We start from the raw sequence: 22470 nt of genomic DNA on the forward strand, positions 1-22470 counted from the left end.
CTCACACATGGGTTTTTTCTAACAACAAATGCACATAGCGCCCCAAATCCCGAAACGGTGGCTGGCGCGAAAGTGACAATTCCAGGCTCATGACTTGCTCCGGAGATTTTTGCCTGTTAGCAGCATCTAAAATATAATCATGAAAAACCCGAATACCGCTGTGACATAGCAAATTTGCCTCTAGCTGCTCGCACCAATTCAGCACTTGCTCGGGCCTCAGAGGGTTAATTGGCGTTAGACTGCCGGCAAACGCTGAATAATCGTCTGCCAACACTTTCTTGTAATTCGTTCGCAATAAATTTTTATACACTAGCGAATGATGATTATAGAAAATAATTGATACGTGGCCACCTGGCTTAACCATTTGCCACAAATGCAGCAATACGGCCTTGGGCTCAACCACCCATTCCAGTACCGCGTGGCACAACACAAGGTCAAACTGAGTTTTTATCTGTAGCGACTGAATTGACGAATGCTTTAAAAGTACGTTTTGCAAACCCATTTCTGAGGCTCTTGCCCGGGCTTTTCCCAGCATTTTTTGCGAAAGATCGCACAGGGTGAGCTCATGTCCTGCAGCCGCTAGCGGAATGGAGAATTGACCTTGGCCACCACCGGCATCCAGTATCGACAAGGTTTTATCAGGCGTAAGCGGCACATAGGGCGCGATAGGAAGGTAATCAGAAAAATCTCGATTCAATATAGCCAGACGAATTTGTCCTTTTAGACCGCCGTAAATATTGCGGTCAAATCGGTCGGCCAGATCATCAAAGTTGCGGTCGGCGTCTACAGCTTGCTTTGGCATCGTTCAAGAATACTCGAATTAGGGTAGCAGGGGTTAAAATTCGCTCGCGGCTAACCACGCGGCAAAGTATTATAGCCCCATGTGGTTTACTTACATTATCGAAAACGCCAAAGGGCAACTGTACACCGGCATTACCACGGACATCGAGCGCCGCTGGCACGAGCACTGCTCCGGTAAGAAAGGGGCACGCTTTTTCCACAGCGCAAGCCCCAAGGCACTGCTGTGGCTCGAACCACAACCTGACAGGTCTGCGGCGAGCCGACGCGAGGCCGCCATTAAAAAGTTAAACCGCGCCGCCAAACTAGAACTGGTGAGCCAAGCCTCGCCTCTCGCCCTGCCCAATTTACCTTCCCCGGAACTCATCAGGTCAACGCAAGCATGAGCAACAAACGAGCTGTGTGCTCCGATTGTCAGCGGCCACTGGCACGTTGTATGTGCCGCTACATAGTGCCGACAGCCAATCACTGCAGGGTTCTGTTACTTCAGCACCCGAAAGAGAATGGGCACCCGAAAAACACCGGTGAGTTGCTTTGGCGCAGCTTGCAACATTGTGAGCTGAAAGTTGCCGAGCAGTTCTCACTCAGTGAATTAAGCCCCTGGCTGCCCGGAGCGACACTACTCTACCCAACTGAAAAATCGGACAAGCCAGCTTACAGTGACGGTCTGAGTCAGAGTCACGCCCCGGATAAGCTCATTGTAATAGACGCGACTTGGCGTAAAAGCCTTAAAATGCTCCATCTAAATCCCGCTTTACTGGATTTGCCCAGAATACAGCTAGCGGACCACCTCTGCGGCAACTATCGAGTACGTACAGCGAAAAAACATCATCAACTTTCCACACTGGAGGCAAGTTGTTACGCTCTACAACAAATAGAGAGTAATCAGTCGCTATACGAGCCTTTACTTGAGCAGTTTGATCACTATATGACCCATTTGGCCAACTTTGACCCAAACCGTTGATTGGCCAGCCAACTGAGAATGTTATGAGCACACACCACAGCGCGTTTGACTTAATTCGCAGCGAGCGCAATGACGCTCTAAATCTAACTATTGAAGAGTATGTCCACAGCGCTACAGGGGCTCAACATATCCACCTGGCGAGCGACAACGACGAAAATGTATTTTTGGTGGCGCTGCGCACGGTACCAGAGGATTCAACCGGGGTGGCTCATATTCTTGAACATACGGCACTGTGCGGCAGTAAACGATTTCCGGTACGGGATCCATTTTTTATGATGACCCGGCGTTCACTCAACACTTTTATGAACGCATTTACCAGCTCAGACTGGACCGCTTACCCTTTTGCCAGTCAAAACAAAAAAGACTTTAACAATCTGCTGGATGTCTACCTCGACGCGGTGTTCTTCGCCACACTTGATCCTCTCGACTTCGCACAAGAAGGCCACCGTCTTGATTTTCAAGAACCCGGGAACCCTGAATCGCCACTGGTATTCAAAGGGGTGGTTTTTAATGAAATGAAAGGTGCTATGAGCTCTGTGCCCTCGCAATTATGGCAAAAGCTTTCAAGTCACTTGTTTCCCAGCTCGACTTATCACCATAACAGTGGCGGGGACCCGGAACATATTCCGGACTTAAGTTACGAAGATTTACAAGCATTTTACCGAGAGCATTATCACCCAACGAATGCGACGTTTATGACCTTCGGTAATATTGCGGCCAGCGAACATCAACGCAGCTTTGAAGAAAAAGTGCTCCGGCACTTTTCTAAACTGGACAAAAAAATACAGGTTCAGCCAGAAAAACGTCTACACAGTCCGGTGCGGATCGAAGACGCCTACCCGCTGGAGGCCGATGGTGAAGGGCTAAAAAATAAAACTCATATTGTAATTGGCTGGTTACTGGGAAAAGCCACCGACTTGGACGCCGCACTTGAGGCGCACTTGCTGTCGATGGTGTTGCTCGATAACAGCGCGTCTCCCTTACTGCGAGCGCTAGAGCAGTCCGACCTCGGACAGGCCCCCTCGCCTCTGTGCGGACTGGAGGACAGCCAGTACGAAATGAGTTTCGTGTGCGGTCTTGAGGGGTGTGATGAGAGCGCGACCGCAGACGTCGAGCACCTAATATTTAAAACACTGGAGGAGATTGCACAACATGGCGTCCCCCGGGAACATATCGAATCTGCATTACATCAACTGGAATTATCACAGCGAGAAATTGGCGGCGACGGCTTTCCTTACGGCCTGCAGCTGATTATGGTTGCGCTCACGGCGGCAACCCACAGAGGCGACACCATTGCACAAATGGACCTAGAGGGCGCCCTTAAAAATCTTAGAAAAAAAGTAGAGTCTGCCGATTTTGTAAAAACTCGAGTAAGACACTTACTGGTGGACAATACCCACCGCGCTACCCTAACTTTGCGCCCAGACGCTCATATGGCTGAGCGAGCACATAAGGCGGAAGTCGCTCGGTTAGCCGATTTGAAAGCGACACTCACCGATACTGACTGCCAAAAAATTATCGAACAGGCTGAAGCACTCGATGCACGCCAGCAACAAAAGGACGACGAGAGTATTTTACCCAAGGTAGAGCTATCAGATGTCCCTACAAGCATGGCATACAGCTCAGGCAGTCAAGAGCTGGTTGGCAACTACCCGCTGCGCTGCTATGGCGCGGGAACCAATGGCCTAGTTTACCATCAATTGGTGATTCGCCTGCCCAACCTAACCTCGGAACAGCTGCAAACGCTATCCATGTACTGTTTGTGTCTCACTGAGGTTGGTCACGGCGAACTCGACTATTTAGCGGCGCAGCAGCGCCAGGCTAAAACCGTAGGTTCACTATCGGCTCGCATGAGCATTCGCAGTAATGGCGAAGACGCCCAGTTTACCGACGGCTACCTTATTATCTCCGCCAAAGCCCTGGCCAGAAACTCCCAGGCCAGTGTTGAGCTTATGCGCGACACCTTTGAGACCGCCCGGTTTGACGAGCTTTCCCGCATTAAGGAGTTAATTTCACAGTATCGGGCGCGCCGCGAGCAATCAGTCACAGGCAACGGTCATGCACTGGCTATGTCAGCCGCCAGTGCCGGGATATCTCCCACGGCCAGGGTCAGCCATATGCTGGGCGGCCTGGCCGGTATAGAGCGCACCATTGTGTTAGATAACGCCAATCAGTCGCAGGATCAGCTGGCAGCTTTTGCCAACAATTTGCGGGAACTTCACGAATTACTGTGCAGAGCCCCCCGTCAATTACTGCTCGTGGGCGAGCAGGATTATTTAACCGAATACAAGGAGCATCTCGCTCAGTATTGGCAAGGTGAAAGTTACTCCGGTGCCGCAAAACTCTTACTTGAGCCCGTCAACGAGCGTATTCAGGAGGGTTGGCTCACCAACACCCAAGTGAACTTCTGCGCCAAAGTGTTTCCAACGGTCGTGTCTGATCACCCCGACGCCGCCCCCCTGACCGTTCTGGGCGGAGTTTTACGCAATGGTTTCCTCCACAGAACTATTCGCGAGCAAGGTGGGGCCTATGGCGGTGGCGCCAGTCAGGACAATAATATTGGCGCCTTTCGCTTTTATTCCTACCGAGACCCGCGACTTGCTGAGACCTTGGATGATTTTGATGCCGCAATTGAGTGGCTGTTAGCCACCGAGCTCGAGCTCAGTGAAATCGAGGAGGCCATACTCGGGGTAGTGAGTAGCATTGATAAACCCGCCTCGCCCGCTGGCGAAGCCAAACAAACGTTTCAGGCAGAACTGTTTGGGCGCAGTAGGGAAAAACGCGAGCAGTTTCGGCGCCGGGTGCTCGAGGTGACCGACAAGGACCTCAAGCGCGTTACCCAACATTATTTGCAAAACGCCAAGCCGAGTATCGCTGTTGTTGCACCCAAAACGGCAAGGGAGACGCTTGAGCAGCTAGGGCTAGAAGTGAAAACCCTGTAAACTGTCAAAAAAAAGCGTTGGGGCATGCTAATCTATAAAAAAATGGTATATCCACTCGCGCTTTGGCCAGTGGATCGACAGGGTTTGGCGCCCCTAAGGCGTACTGGCCAACAGAACCATCAGGACGGAAGCCATACATGCAGGGTTTGGAATCGAGCTCTCTGACCAATCCAGGGCGTAAACGTAGCAACAATGAAGACTGCTTTCTAAGTCTGCCAAGCCACGACCTGTGGATGGTCGCTGACGGTATGGGCGGCCACGAGGCGGGCGAAGTCGCCAGCGATATTGTCCGCACGACTTTGCGAGAAGACAGCGGTGATTCTCTGCCAGCCACCATCCAGCGCGCTCACAAACAAGTGTTATCCGCGGCCGACAACGGTATCGGGGCCGAGGGTATGGGCTCTACCGTAGTCGCCTTAAAAAACCTTGGAGACCGCTTCGAAATCGCCTGGGTTGGCGACAGCAGGGCGTACTCTTTCTTACCCAGCGGCGAATTGGAACAGCTCACCACCGACCACTCCTACGTACAAATGTTACTTGAGAGCGGCGCGATAGAGCCGGCCGAAGCACATTCCCACCCAGACAAGAACATTATTACCCAATGTCTGGGCTCACAAGAGCTGGAAGAGGTGAAGGTCGACACCCTCACTCAGCCGTGGCAAGACGGACAGTGGATCATTCTTTGCAGTGACGGTCTCACCGATGAACTCGAATTCAACGAAATGAGCCGAATACTCCAGCAGTGCCAGGATGTAGAAAGTGCGACCAAAGAGCTGGTTAGGGCTGCCCTGCAGGCCGGCGGGCGGGACAATGTCACCGTTCAAGTCATTGCAGCTCCCACCGCCGCAAGACCTCTACTGCCGACGTTATCACAGTGGATTCCGGTGTTCACTCACAGCCGAAAAGTCGATGCGGCCATATACGCATCTGCGGTGCTGCTATTGGTCGCCCTACTTTATTGGATATTTAACTAAGCCATCCTATGCACATCCCCGGCTATCGATTTATAAGAAAAATTAACCACGGTGGTATGTCCACTGTGTACTTGGCTATACAGGAGAGTGTTGGGCGTGTTGTAGCTCTTAAGGTCATGTCGCCCGCCCTCAATAGTGACCCGAGTTACAGCGAAAGATTTCAGCGCGAAGCGAATATTGTAGGGCAACTATCGCATCCGCACATTGTGTCAATTTATGACATAGGGCGTCACGAAAACTTTAACTACATCGCCATGGATTACCTTCCCGGCGGTTCAATACACGACATGATGCTCGAGGGCATTGATGCCCCTCAAGCCTTAAAAATACTTAAAGAGATTGGCTCCGCGCTCGATCACGCTCACGAAAGGGGCTACATACACCGGGACATAAAACCGGAAAACATTCTGTTCCGTGACGACGGCTCTGCAGTATTAACCGACTTTGGCGTCGCCCGGGCACAAGCGATCGGATCACGGGCAACTCATGCCGGCACTGTGGTGGGCACCCCCCACTATATGAGCCCAGAGCAAACTCGCGGAAAAACCCTGGATGGCCGCTCAGATCTGTACAGTTTAGGCATTGTGTTCTACGAAATGCTTACCGGTTCTTTACCCTACCAAGGTGAAGAGGCGGTCGCGATCGCGTTAAAACACCTGGCTTCGCCACTGCCTACCCTACCCGCGCAATACATTCGCTTTCAGCCTATTTTAGATAGACTGCTCGATAAAGAAGCCAGCAAGCGTTATCAAAGTGGTCGTGAATTAGTCAGTGACATTGAATTACTGCAACTGCAAATGCGCGAGCAAGGCGACGACTACCTCTCGAGCGGTAATAGCCTAAGCCGGCAATTTGTGAGTCTTTTTAATGTCCTGTTGCGCAAAACCCGATCAGTTATTAGGGAAAAGTCGGCTCAAAGCTGGCAGTATCTTCGCTCGCTACGCTACTCTAAAGAACGTGGAGTTTATCGCGAGACTTCGAGTAAACACGATCTTAGCGAGCAACTTACTCAGCAAAATACTCTGGTCGCGACACGAGTTAATCGACAAATTAACGGCGGTGGCTGGCTCTACAACTGGCAACAAATTCCCGCCAACTATCGCATGATACTGACAGGTGCAAGTTTGGTGTTTGTGCTGGCCTTATTGCTGCTGTTTTTACAGTCATCTGACCCTGCAGCGGTAAAGAAAACGGAAATATCGGCAGACCTGTCATCTGCAAGTTCATCACTCAGTAGCTCGGCGGTCGTGGACACACCCGAGGGCGTCGAACCCCTGTCGCGAGACATTGAGCGGCATAACGCCGTACCAAATACCGCGCAACAACAAGCCGGTGAGCCAGAAACTAACTCGCCTAAAATTGACGCGACGAGTGCCCCCAAAACGCTGACAAGCATGACCGAGTCTCAGACGACGGCAACCGTTGCTGCGACCGCCGCCGACAATGTACCGGCCCCAGATACGGTAAGTTCGACCGCGCTTGCGCAACAGAGCTTGAGTACAGAGCATACAGATACCGCTCCACAGGAGCGCGCCGACTCGAGCGAGGCTATAACCCAAGCCGCCAGCGAGTCCAGCAATGCCAGTGCTTCAGTCAGGGCGCCGGAAGCACAAACACCAAGGGAGAAGGTCTCGCCCCCAAGCAAACCAACTCTATACGCACTGTCTGTCGTTACCGAGCCTGTCACCGCACGCGTTCGTATTATGAACATTAAAGAAAAGTATAGAGACGGAATAACGCTCGCACCGGGACGCTACCATATAGAGGCATCCGCTCCAGGGTATAAAAAATACTTAAAGTGGGTTTCGCTAGAAGATGCAGATTTAGTGCACCGAATTGCACTGAGCCCCCAGCGTAACGACGGTAGCGAGTTTTCCGACCGCCTCAGCGCGGGAGGAGAAGCTCCACTTATGGTCGTAATACCAGCAGGCTCTTTTAAGCTAGGCGGCCCCGATGCAAACAGCCAGCCCTATACCGACGTGACTTTCAATAAACCGTTTGCCATGAGTAAGCACGAGGTTACTTTTGCGCAGTACGAGAAATTTGCACAACGCGAGTCCCTCCCCCTGCCGGGAGACAACAAATGGGGCCGGGGTGACCGGCCGGTTATTAATGTAAGCTGGGAAGAAGCCTCGGAGTACGCGCGCTGGTTGAGTCAACAGACCGGAGCAACATACCGAATTCCGACCGAGGCCGAATGGGAGTACGTTGCCAAGTCTGCAAGTAACAACGCTTTTTGGTGGGGTAACGACGTTCGCAGTGCCAGTAAAAAAGCGAACTGCCGGCGCCATTGTGACAGTGATTTCACAGGGATATTCAAAAGCCAAACCGCACCGGTGGGGAGCTTCACCGCCAGCCCATTAGGCGTGCATGACCTCGCCGGCAACGTCGCAGAATGGACCGCTGACTGCTACAAAGACAACTACCAAGGCGCGTCAAATTCCGGCCAAGCATACGATCAGGAAAACTGCCCTGCCCGCGTAATCCGGGGCGGGTCAATGAAAGACAACGCAGAAGAAATAACGGCCTTCCAGCGTCGCTATCAACCACAGCATACCCTTCATGAAGATGTAGGCATACGATTAGTACGCGAACTAAACTAAATCAGTCAGCCGCTATTTTGAATAGAACTAAATCGCTGTTTGCTTTAAACGGTTAATTTGATCGCGAATAGCGGCGGCTTTTTCAAACTCAAGATCTTTCGCTGCCTTCATCATTTCAGTTTCCAATAGTTCAACCTGCTTAAACACATCGCCACCAATAGGCAGCTCAATGACATCGACATCGTTGCTGCGCGCTCCCTTGCGCTTAGAGCGACCACCGGCGCCTGGAACTTGTGCGCCCTCCAGGATATCCGCAATATTTTTCTTTATGCCCTTAGGCGTAATACCGTGTTTTTCGTTATGCTCTACTTGCTTGATTCGGCGACGCTCGGTTTCATCTATGGCGCGCTCCATAGAGCCTGTCATGCGATCTGCGTATAAAATCGCCCTACCGTTTACGTTACGTGCAGCCCGCCCAATGGTCTGAATCAAAGAGCGTTCAGAACGCAAAAAACCTTCCTTATCCGCGTCAAAAATGGCGACTAAGGAAACCTCAGGCATATCCAGCCCTTCACGCAATAGGTTAATACCCACCAGCACATCAAATTCACCCAAGCGTAAATCACGAATAATTTCGACACGCTCTACCGTATCGATATCAGAGTGCAAATAGCGTACACGGACCCCCTGCTCTGACAGAAAATCTGTTAGATCTTCCGCCATACGTTTGGTGAGCACCGTGATAAGAATTCTTTCTTCTACCTCAACCCGCTTATGTATTTCCGACAACACATCGTCCACTTGCGTTGAGGCAGGACGAATTTCAATCTCAGGATCCACCAGCCCAGTAGGCCGAACCACCTGCTCCACCACCTGCCCTGCATGCTCGTGCTCATAGGGGCCTGGCGTGGCCGATACAAAAATCATTTGCGGGGCGCGGCGCTCCCACTCATCAAAACGCATAGGTCGGTTGTCGAGCGCTGAAGGCAACCGAAAACCGTACTCCACCAATGTTTCTTTGCGCGACCGGTCTCCTTTGTACATAGCGCCAATTTGCGGAATCGTTACGTGAGACTCGTCAATAACCAGCAGCGCTTCGGCGGGCAAATAATCGAATAAGGTTGGCGGTGCTTCGCCAGGGTCGCGACCTGAGAGGTATCGCGAATAGTTTTCAATGCCATTGCAGTAGCCAAGCTCCTGCATCATTTCTAAATCGTAGCGGGTGCGCTGCTCTAGCCGCTGCGCTTCTACCAGTTTTTCATTATCGCGCAGTTGTTTAAGGCGCTCCTCCAACTCCACTTTGATGTGGTCAATGGCTTCCAGAATCTTTTCTCTGGGGGTGACATAGTGCGATTTGGGGTAAATGGTCATCCGCGGGACCTTGTTAAGCACTTCTCCTGTCAGGGGGTCAAAAATGGATAACTGTTCAATTTCATCGTCAAACAGCTCAATGCGAACAGCCTCGAATTCCGAGTCGGCGGGAAATACATCGATAACATCGCCGCGTACACGGTAGGTCGCCCGGTGAAAGTCGGCGTCATTGCGGGTGTACTGCAGCTCGGCAAGGCGGCGCAATATTTTGCGCTGGTCGATTCTATCGCCCCGCACTAGGTGCAAAATCATTTTTAAGTAAGAGTCAGGATCACCCAAGCCATAAATGGCCGATACCGTTGCCACGACAATGGCGTCTTTGCGCTCCATAAGCGCTTTGGTCGCCGACAAGCGCATTTGCTCAATGTGTTCATTGACCGAGGCATCTTTCTCGATAAAGGTATCGGACGACGGCACGTAGGCTTCAGGCTGGTAGTAATCGTAGTAAGAGACAAAATATTCTACTGAATTACCCGGAAAGAACTCTTTAAACTCACCGTACAACTGCGCCGCCAAGGTTTTGTTGTGCGCCATTACTAAGGTGGGTCGCTGCGTCTGAGCGATTACATGGGCAATAGAGAAGGTTTTACCAGAGCCTGTAACTCCCAGCAGCGTCTGATGCGCCAAGCCAGACTCAATACCGTCAACTAGCCCAGCAATTGCGGTTGGCTGATCCCCCGCGGGTGAATAATTGCTGACTACTTCAAATTCTTCGCTCATCGCGTACCTAGCTTGTATAACGTGCAAACCGTGTATTGTAGCCCATTCGATGGGTCAGTCTCGACGGCTTTAACCCGACTTGCCGATAACACCCCGGCAGCCCTCATCTAGCAGCAACTGTGTTCTAGATTATAATGGGCTTATATGGCTCCCCCGATCTGCACACAGTTGCTGCTAGTCCCTTATGTTACGTCGCAATATTTCAGCCAACGCCCTGGTGGCCGGCCCGGCAATATCCTGGTCAGACAACACCAGATAGAGCGGCACTTTACGCTCTCCGCCCTCGGCAATGGGCAGTCGCTTGAGTTCACCGCGAGCCAGGGCTTGCCCAATGTAACCCTCTGGCATCCAGGCAAAACCAAGCCCTTGCTTTACCGCGAGCAAGGAGGTTGTTAGGTGAGCGAACGTCCAGCGCTGCTCCGCCTCAAGCCAGCCGGCGTTGTAGCGGCGGTGAACACCCGTGTCCCGAACTATCAGTTGCCGATGATGGCGCAAATCCTCCTGAGTCACGCATCGGCCCAGATGGTGCAGTGGATGCTGGGGAGCCGCGACGCCAAACATGGAAACAGAGCATAGATAGTCGCCCATAAAACCTGCGGGAACACGGGCCGTAATGGCCAAATCAACTTGTTTTTGCACCAGAGCATCTTCGGTGCCGCTCAATGCGGATTCCAAAACGTCTACCCGGGTAGCCGGGAAAGCCTTGGCAAATTCATCGAGACATTGCAACCACTGCATGGACGGCACCAACAAATCGGCGGCAAGACCAATTTCCGGTTCAATTTTGTCCCCCAGTCTTTGCGCGGCCCCCTCCAAAGACCCAGCCTCAGCCAATAGGTGCTTAGCTCTTTGATACAGCGCTTTACCCGCAGCCGTCGCGTTGGCCTTTCTTCCTTCAAGCCTAAATACCGCAACGTTAAGAGCCTGTTCTAACTGACTGACAGCATAGGAAACCGTAGATTGACTCTTTCCCAAAGCCTCCGCCGCTTTCGCATAACCACCGTGCTCAATCACCGCAATCAACGCTCGCCACTGATCCAACGTAACCTTGATTTCCTTCCCCATAAGCATATTCCGACCCGAGAATTCGATATTTTCGATCAATTAGAGCTAATTTAGGGGATTTATTATCTGATTGCCAGATATTTAAATAGACCCATAGACAAACACCTTAGGAGAAGAGCCATGAAAACCCTGCTACAAATCAAAAGCAGCCTAAACGGCGACAACGGGCAGTCGTCATTTCTTAGCAACCAGTTCGCCAACAAGTGGCTGGCCGAAAACCCCGACGGCCGGATTATTGAAAGAGACTTGTCGACCACGCCTGTGCCACACCTCGACGGTGAACGTTTTAATGCGTTTTTGACCAGTCCCGACAAACGCACGCCGAGGGAGCAAGCCATCGTCGATTTTTCTGATGAGCTAATCAACGAAATTAAATCAGCAACGGTTGTCTCTATTGGCTTGCCTATGTACAACTTTGGCATTCCCTCGACTTTAAAAGCCTACTTTGACCATATTGCCCGATCAGGCATTACCTTTCGCTACACTTCCGAAGGACCAGTAGGGTTAATTGAAGATAAGCCGGTACACATTCTTGCGGCGCGCGGCGGTCACTATGCAGGCACTCAGGCCGACTCACAAACAGGCTACATGAATGCATTTTTAGGTTTTATCGGTCTGCACGATGTCAATTTCATCTATGCTGAGGGCTTGGCCACCGGCGGCGACGAACGCGAATTGGCACTCAATAAAGCGCAGGATCAAATCACCAAAGCGGTAGCGGCATAACCTGAGGGGCGTCGCAACGTCAGGAGAAAACTATGACAAGTAACCGGCAGTTACGCCAAGTCATTCCCGCAGTTGCTACCAGCGACGGCGCCGGCGTTAAGATAAAACGTAGCCTTGGCCAATCTGCAGGCGCGAGGCTCGATCCAATTTTAATGCTGGATGAATTTAATTCAGAAGAAGCATCAGATTATATAGCGGGCTTTCCATCGCATCCTCACCGTGGATTCGAAACGGTGACCTATATGCTGGACGGTCACATGCTGCACGAAGACCATATGGGCAACCGAGGCGATTTGCGCTCCGGCGATGTACAGTGGATGACAGCAGGGCGCGGTATCATCCACTCTGAGATGCCACAACAACTCGAAGGGAGAATGCGAGGCTTTCAGCTCTGGATCAATTTACCAGCAGCAGAAAAATTAAAACCTGCCGCCTATCGCGATATTGCCGCGCAGGATATCCCAGGTGTGGCATTAAGCAGCGGGGGGTACATCAAAGTAATCGCCGGCAGTGTGGAGCGTGCCGGTATAAAAACTATGAGCGCCATTAACGGAGTTTCCACCGAGCCCTTGTACTGGGATATATCGCTACCGGCGGGCAAACAGGAACGCTTCCATGTGCCACTGGGGCACCAACTTTTTGTGTACCCGTATCAAGGCAGCATTTGGGTAGGGGATGAACCACGCCGGTTAGAGAACTCGCAAGCCGGCGTACTCAGTGATGGAGAATTACTCGACATAAAAGCAGAGTCAGAAGCGAGGCTGCTGGTTATTGGTGGCAAACCGATTGGCGAGCCTATTGCGCAATATGGTCCATTTGTTATGAACACTGCAGATGAGATCGAGCAGGCTATTAATGACTATCGTAGTGGTCAGCTTACCGCCTAAAACTTGCGCGGAAATTTTCAAGCAGCGGTGAAACAGACGCGGCCATCAACCATGGAGGTGAGGGCCGCATCGGGCTCCAGACCTACTTAGGCGCTTGCATGTATTTACCCATAAACTGGGACACTTTATCCCAGTTACTTTCAACTAAGGCTACGTCGGCGGGGTTAGCATTCACCGGCCCAGACATTTCCTCCATCATTTGGCGTTGCTCAGCCGGTAAACTTTTCATCATTTGGTCGCGCATGCGTGCAGCTATTGCCATGCCAATTCGCGAACTTACCCGCATATATTCGCCGGCACTCGGCCATTCATATTCGTTTAGTACAGCGTAGATTTGATCGTAGGCGCCCTGCTCTTTAAGCATGTCATCCATGACCTCATCCTGCTTTTCTATACTCAACGCTTTGAACTCTTCCTCTGTGTACTCATCAGCGATTGTCGAGCCTTGCCCCATTTTCTCGAAAACATCCTGCATCGGCATCAACTGTTCGGTAGTCGCCAACCAGGCGTCAACGTCACCTGCGTTAAGTTCTCGTTCCGCCATAACAATACTCGACAGCAATGCCAAAACCACAATGGTCATCCCTTTTACCCATAACAGACTGAACTTCATAACATGACTCCTAATCAAAAAATGTTCGTATTCAAATTAAGCGCGATATGGCTACGGCGATTAACGCCCAACACCAAAACACGGAAAACACAATCAGTGGCGTTACAATACCAAGTGATAAACCGGCGAATCCATACCCAGTCATTACCGGATAAATGATCAAAAGCTGCACCAAAGTAGGCACTAACGCAATAATAACCGACCGCATCAACCACCGACCTGCGGCTAAAGGCAGTAACAGTAGCCACCCCGCTACACCGCCCCAAACCAACTTGGGGTACAAACCCCTGGCGCCAATCGAGGGAGCAAAATCCGCACCTAGTTCGTAGCTAAATCCATAGCGGGCGAGCACCCAATGCAATACCGCCGCAATGAGGGCAGCAGCACTACCTACACCGTACATCAATAACCATTTTTTCATTGTTTAACACATGCCATTGTTTGAATTTGCTACAATCTTTGCCCACTTCACTAGCTGAGTCGTTTGTTTTGCCTGCCTGCCGTACGGCGCAGCCCGGAAAACTCAACGCTCGTCGAGCCTATCGCTCGGCTACTATAGACAGGTTAAAAGGTTAACGAAAGCCCATGTTCAGCTTTTTCGAACGACTTCTCAAACCCTTCCCAAACGAAGGTGTAGAGCAACCCCCTGCCACATTGCTGGCCTTTTGCCTTTACTACGCGAAAGGTGCGAAACGCTATTTGCTGCTGATGGCGTTAATATCCGCCACAATCGCAATAGTCGAGGTTACGTTGTTTGGCGCTTTGGGTAGCCTCGTCGACTGGCTTAACGCTACCACGCCTGATCGCTTGTGGCTGGATCACGGCACAAAATTAATGGCCATCGGCCTCATGCTATTGGTAGGGCTGCCCGTTATAATTGCCGTTCATTCAATGCTGATACACCAAACTATGTTGGGCAACTTTCCAATGGCAATACGCTGGAAGGCTCACCGTTACCTGCTTCAGCAAAGCGTGGGCTTTTTTCAGGACGAATTTTCAGGTCGGCTAGCAACCCGCTTAATGCAGACTTCGCTAGCGGTACGCGAAACCGTTATGAAATTGCTTGATGTGGCCGTCTATATTTGCGTGTACTTTGGCAGCATGATTGTGCTGATGGCGACGCTGGATGCACGCCTGGCGGTTCCTATGCTCTTTTGGGTAGCGGGCTACGTTGCTATTCTCAGCTATTTTTTACCTAAACTTCGCAGTATATCCTCCAGACAAGCAGACGCGCGAGCTGAAATGACGGGCCGGATTGTCGACACTTATACCAATATTCACACAGTAAAGCTCTTCTCTCACGCCGGACGCGAAGAGAATTATGCACGCGATGGAATGGATCAATTCCTCAAAACTGTTCACCCGCAAATGCGTCTGGCAACCGCACTCAACATTTCGGTGTGGACACTCAATGCAATATTAATATTCTCACTTGCTTCTTTGGGCATCTTGCTGTGGATACAGGGGGCTATCAGTACCGGAGCAATCGCAGCAGCTCTCGCCATGGTGCTTCGCATTAACGGTATGTCGCAATGGATTATGTGGGAGATCTCCGCACTCTTTGAGAACATCGGTACCGCCCAAGACGGAGCCAATACCTTATCAAAAACACTTAGTGTTACCGATGCAGCAGGAGCAGAACCACTGAGCGTTGCCCGTGGCGAAATTGACTTTCATAAGGTGTCTTTTGACTATGGCAAAGAGAAAAATGTTATAGATAACTTCTCATTGCATATTAAACCCGGGGAAAAAATTGGCTTAGTGGGTCGTTCCGGCGCAGGAAAATCCACTTTGGTAAATTTACTGCTGCGCTTCTACGATATAGAAAACGGCAAACTTACGATTGACCAACAAAATATTTGTGAGGTCACGCAACAGAGCCTGCGTCAACACATTGGCATGGTCACTCAAGACACCTCCCTCCTACACCGATCGATACGAGACAACTTGCTGTATGGCAGGCCAAAAGCAACCGAACAGGAAATGCTAGCGGCAGCGCAAAAAGCGCAGGCACACGAGTTCATCCTGGGCCTGCAAGACAGCGAGGGGCGAACTGGATACGACGCCCATGTTGGTGAGCGCGGGGTTAAACTATCCGGCGGGCAACGCCAGCGTATAGCCATTGCCCGCGTACTGCTTAAAGATGCCCCAATTTTAATTCTGGATGAAGCCACCTCAGCGCTTGACTCGGAGGTTGAGTCAATAATTCAGAGTAATCTTTCGCACTTAATGGCCGACAAAACTGTTATTGCGATTGCCCATAGACTTTCTACAATTGCAGCACTTGATCGCCTAATTGTTTTAGAGCAAGGTAAAATAGCCGAGCAAGGCACACATTCCGAGCTTATAAACAAAGGCGGGATTTATGCACAGTTATGGCAGCATCAATCTGGCGGATTTTTGGGAGAAAGTTAATGGCGACTATAGTGCTCAATTAGTAGACCGGTCAACCCTACTACAAACCCCAAATTGGCGAAAACGGCGCCAAATGAAAATACATAGTAGCAAAAACTTGGGACCAAAACCTGCGGCAGAAAGACCCTATAAATTAGCAATGGAATGCTGACGGCAATAAGTAAAATTAGACTAAGCGCTATTAGCTTAATTCCCCAGTGTGCTTTAGCATAAACAACCCGAGTAATCGGATTGTGCTTCCAGGCCCAATTCAACCATCGATTTATCATATTAAACGATCTACTTGCCTCACCTCCGACCACCTAAAGGCAGTGTCGTATTTCCCAACAGTGATGAATCTTCCTATTGCGAGAAAAGTCTTCGTCAATCGTGCTTTTGGTAATATTCTCAACCGAAAAGCTGGCAAACAAACTTTGATCGATTTCGAAGCCGCGCAGGTTATTTGAAAAGTACAATACGCCGTCGTTCGTCAATAACGCCATAGCCTGCTGAATCAACTTAACGTGATCGCGCTGTACATCGAGTACATCAAGCATACGTTTGGAGTTCGAAAAGGTGGGTGGATCTAGCATTATAATATCGTACTCACCTTTAGCCGTTTCTAGCCACTTCACACAATCTGCTTGTTCCAAACGGTTTTTAGATTCAGACAAGCCATTAAGGGCCAGGTTGCTTCGGGCCCAGTTGAGATAAGTTTGCGACATATCAACGCTGGTAGTGAATTTGGCACCTGCAACAGCGGCCTGTACACTGGCCGTCGCGGTATAGCAAAAGAGGTTCAAAAACCGCTTACCTCGTACCTGCTCCGCAATTTTTAGGCGTAACGGCCTGTGATCGAGAAAAATGCCGGTATCCAGATAAGGCCAGGGATTGACAAGCAGCTTCGCCTGCCCTTCGGTCAGCACGATTGACTCGCCAGTTTCCCTGTCGGTTTGCTTTTCGTACTGGTCACTGCCTTTGTTACGCCGCCGCTGCTTGTAACACACCTGTGAAACTGGAACATCCAAAGCCACCGGCACCGCCGCCTGGACCTCCTGGAATCGCTGAGCAGCCCTGTCTTCATCCACCGACTTCGGTGCCTGGTATTCTTGCACATGAACAAGCCGCAACGGTTTTCCGGTACTTTGACTGACACCTTCGTAGATATCTATGGCACAGGCATACTCTGGCATGTCAGCATCGTAAAGCCGGTAACCGGACGCTTTAGTTCGCTGTAAAAAACGCTTTAATGCTTTCTGGTTTTTCTTAATTCGATTGACCAACATTTGCGCACCATTACTTAATGGTTGTACGTCAGCGCCGCCCTCTGATTCAGTCTTTACGGCTGACTCAATAGAATCTGAATTAGACGTTTCTCTAAAAAATTGCTCGCTGGCAATATCAAACAAAAGTAGTTCACTGGCAATGGAGCCATTAAAAAACTTGTACTTTCGAGAGGAGCGCATACCCAGCTTTTTACCGAGCTCTGGATTGCCGGTAAATATCCCAGCGCGCCATCCGTTAAATTCAACTCGCAGACGCTCACCTAGGTGTGCATAGAGTATTTTCATGGACTCAACCTCACCCAAACGCTCGCCGTAAGGTGGATTTGTCACAACAAGTCCGGAGCTCAACTCTTTATGCGTTGGGCGCTTGAGTTCACGCAATTCTTTTCGGCTGACACGCAACCAATCGTCCAGCCCTGCTCTAATAATATTTTGTTCTGCGGCACGAATCACCTGAAGGTTCGCGTCATAGCCGCGAATTTCCGGCAAATCCGCTCGCGCCAAACCGGACAGGCGACGTGAGCGAGCATCTTCGAGAAGCATCTGCCATGCTTCGGCATCGTGCCCAAGCCAATTTTCAAATGAATAGCGAGAGCGAGTAAGACCGGGCGCAATATCGGCGGCGATCATCGCCGCCTCAATCAAAAACGTACCCGAGCCACACATAGGATCAATGAGTGCCACCTCCGCTTCGTCCTGACACCATCCGGTTCGCAATAAAATGGCGGCGGCAAGATTTTCTTTCAGAGGCGCCTGACCTTGTTGCTGACGATAGCCGCGGCGGTGCAGGCTTTCTCCACACAAGTCCAGACTGACCACAAGCTTGCCTTTGCTCAGACGAGCATTGACACGTATATCAGGCTGTACTTTATCAACCGATGGGCGAGAACCACTGTGTTGGCGCAATTTATCGACAATTGCATCTTTAATTTTTACAGCGCCAAACTGGGTATTGCGTATTGTTCTACTCTGACCGCTAAAATCAACCAACAAAGTGCCGTCAGACTTTAAGTGATCTTCCCAGGGCAGAGTAAATACCAACTCGTAAAGGTCTTCTGCGCTATCAATCGTGCCCGATGCAAGAGGAAGCAATACTTTGTTCGCAAGGCGGCTCCACAAGCAGACACGGTAAGCATCGCTCAACTCACCATCAAAATACACACCCGCTACCGTCTCGCGGCAATCTACTGCACCCAAGGACTCTATTTCAGTTTTTAGAAGCCCTTCCAGCCCTTTGGGACAGGTGGCAAAAAATTGCTTTGTCATATCTACACAACCCGAGCAAACTCAATAAATACTTAAATATCAGTATATTAGAGCAAAACTACTCAATTATTGATCAATTTTAAGAGCCTGCTGATCTATTAGGCAGTCTCGCTATAAGAATAAATTCGTTCACAGAGCCACTACAATTTGGTGTACTGAATGTCCCCGCTAAACAAATTGTACAGTGCGCCGGAAAAAATTACTCGGCCTTCTGCGGGGTTATCAAAAGTAAGTCAGTGGCCCATTGGCCAGCTACGGGATACCTACATCTAGGTAAACTGCGGCTTTGTTCGCTCTGAATTTGGCACAAGCTGACCATCGCAAACAAACCAATGGAGGCAAAGCTTTACGCAATCTCGGTGAAAAGTGGTGCTGGTAAGTCACCTACAAATCGGTTGGCTTACCGCACAAGTTAACGTCAATATAGAGGTATTGCTAAGCATGAAACGCCAAAAACGTGATCAATCTGAAAGAGCTTATGGTAAAGGGTACCAAGCCGGTATCGACGGACGTTCGAGAAGTTTATGTCCCCACGAAACTGGTAAAGTCCGGGAACAGTGGCTTAGCGGCTGGCGCGAAGCGCGAACCGACCACTGGGACGGCTTCAATCGAATGGCACAGGTGCAAAAGCTCAGCAACCTTTCCTACGGAGGTATGCATTAAACAAACAGTGGGCAAACACCGCCTTTACATTTAGGTGTTTCTCATTGCAAGTGTTTAATAGTTAACAGTTATATTTTTACGAGTATCGTATTAGTTTTTACCACACCATGACCTGCCACCCGCAGGCCCGGCCCGCTAACAGCGGGCTTTTTACTAACTGGCCTAGCAGGCTGTTGACAAACCCCAAGCGTACTCAGGCTTTCAGGCTGGTTCGTAATCTAGGTGGCCTTTTGACCGTGTGTGTCCACTCATCGAAAAAGGGCAACGACGAGTGGGGCCAGCCTGAAAGCCCCGGAGGGCGTGGCCTGAAGCGCACATCTACTGCGCCTTGCCTCTAGCAAAGGGAACCACCCTGTCCGTCGAGACAAGGCACAACATCTGCACACTTCAGGCTACGCTGAGCATGCATGGGGGTTAGTATCTCAGCTCGTCATCCCAACTCTGCTAACACATCGGCACATTCTTTAACCAGACTTGGGCCGCGATAGATAAACCCCGAATAGACTTGTATCAGACTGGCGCCGGCATCGATTTTTTCCATAGCGGCGGCACCGCTATCAATTCCACCCACGCCGATAATAGGAAGCCGGCCCTGTAAAACCTCGGCAAGTTGCTTAATTACCTGGGTGCTTTTATCCCGCACTGGAGATCCACTCAAGCCTCCAGCTTCTTCGTGCTGCGCATCGGCCTCAACGCCTTCTCGTCCGATGGTTGTATTGGTTGCGATAACACCATCCAAACCTATAGCAACCAGTGTTTCAGCTACCTCCTTGATGGCATTTTCATCCATGTCGGGAGCAATTTTCACCACAACCGGCACGTATTTACCATGCATCTCAGCGAGGTCTTTCTGTTGTTTTTTTATACCGCTTAACAGAGCGGTTAAACTTTCGCCAAATTGTAGGTTACGCAACCCAGGAGTGTTGGGCGAAGACACATTGACGGTAATGTAATCGGCGTACAAGTACACCTTTTGCATACAGATACGGTAATCTTCCAGGGCGTTCTCGACCGGCGTTTTAGCATTTTTACCAATATTAATCCCCAAAATACCGTTGTAGGTGCGTTTTTTAACCTGTTCGACAAGATGCTCCACGCCTTTATTATTAAATCCCATGCGGTTAATGATGGCATTATGCCCCTCCAAGCGAAAAAGGCGCGGCTTTGGATTACCCGGCTGTGCGACCGGTGTGATTGTGCCTATTTCTACGAACCCAAACCCCAGCGAGCCCAGCGCGTTAAAATAGTCACCGTTCTTATCGAGACCAGCCGCCAACCCCACCGGGTTGGGAAACTTCAAACCCATTACCTCCACCGGATTATCTTGTACCGACTTAGCCAATAAGCCGGTCACTTTCAATCTGTGCGCGGCCCCCAGACATTCAAGACTGATCTCATGAGAGGATTCAGGGTTTAGGGCAAACAGTACTTTTCTTATGGCTGAATACATAAATTGGCTCAACAATGGGAGATAAATAATCAGCCGTAAAGGATACTGAAAATAGCGTTAAAGGTCGATCCGATCAATACGGCAAAAGCGATTCTCGTCGTCGAATAGGATGCGAAAACGTCCCTTTATACCTGTGCGACTCACATAGGGTCTCAGTATGCTGGCGGGAAAGCGAACTCTACGGCCATCTATGGTCTGCGCTATCACGTTAGCAGCACTACCCTGATACCAAAGCTCAAATTTGTCCGCTGCAATGGTTAAATCGACAATAACCGCTTTCAACGTAATTACCTTGATGTAACGAATCTAAAGGCAATATATCAAAAATACTTTGCCAACAGGCTGTCATTGACTGTGGCATATGTACTTGATTGCCTGGTATTCGGCTATGCCCTGACGACCACCCTCCCGACCAAAGCCAGAGTGACCTATACCCCCAAACGGTGCCATCGCATTGGAAATAGCGCCTTCGTTCACACCGACCATGCCAGCGCGCAAGGCCTTACTCACTCTCAACACCCGACTGGCGTCAGTGCTGTAGAAATAACTGGCAAGACCGTATGCCGTATTATTTGCAAGCTCGATTGCCTCCGCCTCTGAGTCAAAGGTCTTGATCGCCACAAATGGCCCAAAGGTTTCTTCCTGCCAGCACTTCATGTCCGTTGAAATACCCGTAACTATGACCGGCGCAACCCGGTTGTCTGCTAAGCATCCTGGTCGCTCTCCAAGCACACACTGACCACCTTTTTGCAGAGCATCATCGAAGTGCTGCCGAACCTTCGCTACTGCGTTATCGTTAATCAAAGAGCAAAGCTGTACACCTTCAGCGAACCCATCTCCTATTTTTAACCTATTCAATGCCTCACTTAACAAATCGGCAAACTTATTATGGACACCAGATTGGATTAGAAATCGATTAGGGCAAATACACGTTTGCCCTGCGTTGCGAAACTTAGAAGCAATGGCGCCCTCTACGGCTTTTTGCAAATCCGCATCATCAAAGACGATAAAAGGGGCGTTACCGCCCAGCTCTAGTGAAAGCTTTTGCAAGTTTGCACTACACTGCGCCATAAGCTTACGCCCAACACCCGTTGAGCCGGTAAAACTGAGTTTTTTCACCAGTGGAGAACCGGCTACGGCCTCACCTATCATGGAGGAATCCCCAGTAATGACACTAAAAACTCCACTCGGCACTCCCGCTTGCTGTGCGAGCACACCGAGTGCAAGCGCACTAAACGGCGTTAAGCCGGACGGTTTAACAACCATCGAGCAGCCAGCTGCTAAGGCCGCACCGGCTTTACGCGTAATCATGGCCGCTGGAAAGTTCCAGGGAGTGATTGCAACACTGACACCAACAGGCTCCGGAACTGCCAGCAACTGCTGATGCTGACGCTGCGCGGGTATAACTTCGCCGTGACAGCGGCGGGCTTCTTCCGAGAACCATGCGACAAACGAAGCCGCATAATCGACCTCAGCGCGCGCCTCAGCCAGTGGCTTTCCCTGCTCTAAGGTCATAATCGTGGCCAGATCTTCCTTATTAGCCAACATCAAATCATACCAACGGCGCAAAATTGAGGATCTTTCATCTGGAGAACGCAAACGCCAATCCTCAAAGCCCGCCTGAGCACCGATCAACGCAGCCTCAACTTGCTCTGGCTCTAATGATGGAACGCTTCCAACAACATCCCCGGTGGCGGGGTTATGAACAATAATTGTATTTTCACCTGACACGCCAACCCAGCGACCAGACAATAAACATTTATCAGTCCACAAGGTAGGATTTTTCAAATTGATCTTTCGCATAAAAA

General features: G+C 50.4%; 18 protein-coding genes. 9 read left to right on the top strand and 9 right to left on the bottom strand.

The features are described 5' to 3' along the window. Nucleotide 1 precedes the first annotated feature (1 nt). Nucleotides 2-802, bottom strand: a complete 801-nt coding sequence (locus QWI17_RS07860) for a methyltransferase domain-containing protein (RefSeq protein WP_302721965.1) — start codon at nt 800-802, stop codon at nt 2-4. Nucleotides 803-881: 79 nt separating this feature from the next. Here QWI17_RS07860 and QWI17_RS07865 point away from each other — a divergent pair, with 79 nt between their 5' ends. From QWI17_RS07865 to QWI17_RS07885, 5 genes are all read left to right on the top strand, one after another. Continuing rightward, nucleotides 882-1184 carry a GIY-YIG nuclease family protein gene (locus tag QWI17_RS07865; protein ID WP_302721966.1) on the top strand — a complete coding sequence of 101 codons (303 nt, stop codon included), beginning with the start codon at nt 882-884 and terminating at the stop codon, nt 1182-1184. Next, complete coding sequence (locus tag QWI17_RS07870; RefSeq protein ID WP_302721967.1) at nt 1181-1762, top strand: tRNA-uridine aminocarboxypropyltransferase; 582 nt, start codon at nt 1181-1183, stop codon at nt 1760-1762. The genes QWI17_RS07865 and QWI17_RS07870 overlap by 4 nt, the downstream gene beginning before the upstream one ends. Nucleotides 1763-1785: 23 nt before the next feature. After that, on the top strand, nt 1786-4704 hold the full coding sequence (locus QWI17_RS07875) for an insulinase family protein (RefSeq protein ID WP_302721968.1): 2919 nt from the start codon (nt 1786-1788) through the stop codon (nt 4702-4704). A 137-nt stretch (nt 4705-4841) separates the two neighbouring features. Next, complete coding sequence (locus QWI17_RS07880) at nt 4842-5678, top strand: PP2C family protein-serine/threonine phosphatase (protein WP_302721969.1); 837 nt, start codon at nt 4842-4844, stop codon at nt 5676-5678. Nucleotides 5679-5686: 8 nt separating this feature from the next. Continuing rightward, complete coding sequence (locus QWI17_RS07885) at nt 5687-8281, top strand: bifunctional serine/threonine-protein kinase/formylglycine-generating enzyme family protein (protein WP_302721970.1); 2595 nt, start codon at nt 5687-5689, stop codon at nt 8279-8281. Between the two features lie 27 nt (nt 8282-8308). Here QWI17_RS07885 and uvrB read toward each other — a convergent pair whose 3' ends face one another. Both uvrB and QWI17_RS07895 read right to left on the bottom strand, forming a co-directional pair. Beyond that, complete coding sequence (gene uvrB, locus QWI17_RS07890) at nt 8309-10312, bottom strand: excinuclease ABC subunit UvrB (RefSeq protein WP_302721971.1); 2004 nt, start codon at nt 10310-10312, stop codon at nt 8309-8311. A 174-nt stretch (nt 10313-10486) separates the two neighbouring features. Further along, nucleotides 10487-11377, bottom strand: coding sequence for a LysR family transcriptional regulator (locus QWI17_RS07895; RefSeq protein ID WP_302721972.1), 891 nt, complete (start codon nt 11375-11377; stop codon nt 10487-10489). 120 nt (nt 11378-11497) lie between these two features. Between QWI17_RS07895 and QWI17_RS07900 the strand changes: the two genes are divergently transcribed. Further along, entirely contained in the window at nt 11498-12103 is a 606-nt protein-coding gene (locus QWI17_RS07900; RefSeq protein ID WP_302721973.1) for an FMN-dependent NADH-azoreductase, read from the top strand. A gap of 32 nt (nt 12104-12135) precedes the next feature. Next, a complete protein-coding gene (locus tag QWI17_RS07905) occupies nt 12136-12990 on the top strand; it encodes a pirin family protein (RefSeq protein WP_302721974.1) in 855 nt (284 codons plus the stop codon). 82 nt (nt 12991-13072) lie between these two features. Here QWI17_RS07905 and QWI17_RS07910 read toward each other — a convergent pair whose 3' ends face one another. Both QWI17_RS07910 and QWI17_RS07915 read right to left on the bottom strand, forming a co-directional pair. Next, on the bottom strand, nt 13073-13603 hold the full coding sequence (locus QWI17_RS07910) for a hypothetical protein (RefSeq protein WP_302721975.1): 531 nt from the start codon (nt 13601-13603) through the stop codon (nt 13073-13075). A 31-nt stretch (nt 13604-13634) separates the two neighbouring features. Continuing rightward, complete coding sequence (locus QWI17_RS07915) at nt 13635-14024, bottom strand: hypothetical protein (protein ID WP_302721976.1); 390 nt, start codon at nt 14022-14024, stop codon at nt 13635-13637. A gap of 164 nt (nt 14025-14188) precedes the next feature. Between QWI17_RS07915 and QWI17_RS07920 the strand changes: the two genes are divergently transcribed. Further along, on the top strand, nt 14189-16018 hold the full coding sequence (locus QWI17_RS07920) for an ABC transporter ATP-binding protein (RefSeq protein ID WP_302721977.1): 1830 nt from the start codon (nt 14189-14191) through the stop codon (nt 16016-16018). 302 nt (nt 16019-16320) lie between these two features. On the opposite strand, the gene rlmKL is transcribed toward QWI17_RS07920, so the two are convergent. Next, nucleotides 16321-18549 carry a bifunctional 23S rRNA (guanine(2069)-N(7))-methyltransferase RlmK/23S rRNA (guanine(2445)-N(2))-methyltransferase RlmL gene (gene rlmKL / locus QWI17_RS07925; RefSeq protein WP_302721978.1) on the bottom strand — a complete coding sequence of 743 codons (2229 nt, stop codon included), beginning with the start codon at nt 18547-18549 and terminating at the stop codon, nt 16321-16323. Between the two features lie 441 nt (nt 18550-18990). Here rlmKL and rmf point away from each other — a divergent pair, with 441 nt between their 5' ends. Next, nucleotides 18991-19212 carry a ribosome modulation factor gene (rmf, locus tag QWI17_RS07930; RefSeq protein WP_302722041.1) on the top strand — a complete coding sequence of 74 codons (222 nt, stop codon included), beginning with the start codon at nt 18991-18993 and terminating at the stop codon, nt 19210-19212. A gap of 430 nt (nt 19213-19642) precedes the next feature. On the opposite strand, the gene QWI17_RS07935 is transcribed toward rmf, so the two are convergent. The 3 genes from QWI17_RS07935 to QWI17_RS07945 form a co-directional block, all read right to left on the bottom strand. Continuing rightward, nucleotides 19643-20662: a quinone-dependent dihydroorotate dehydrogenase gene (locus tag QWI17_RS07935; RefSeq protein WP_302721979.1), complete on the bottom strand. Its 1020-nt coding sequence runs from the start codon at nt 20660-20662 to the stop codon at nt 19643-19645. A 57-nt stretch (nt 20663-20719) separates the two neighbouring features. Next, nucleotides 20720-20944 carry a DUF2835 domain-containing protein gene (locus QWI17_RS07940; RefSeq protein WP_302721980.1) on the bottom strand — a complete coding sequence of 75 codons (225 nt, stop codon included), beginning with the start codon at nt 20942-20944 and terminating at the stop codon, nt 20720-20722. A gap of 63 nt (nt 20945-21007) precedes the next feature. Next, complete coding sequence (locus tag QWI17_RS07945) at nt 21008-22465, bottom strand: NAD-dependent succinate-semialdehyde dehydrogenase (RefSeq protein WP_302721981.1); 1458 nt, start codon at nt 22463-22465, stop codon at nt 21008-21010. Between the last annotated feature and the right edge of the window lie 5 nt (nt 22466-22470).

Source organism: Gilvimarinus gilvus, from assembly GCF_030518155.1.
Lineage (GTDB): Bacteria > Pseudomonadota > Gammaproteobacteria > Pseudomonadales > Cellvibrionaceae > Gilvimarinus > Gilvimarinus gilvus.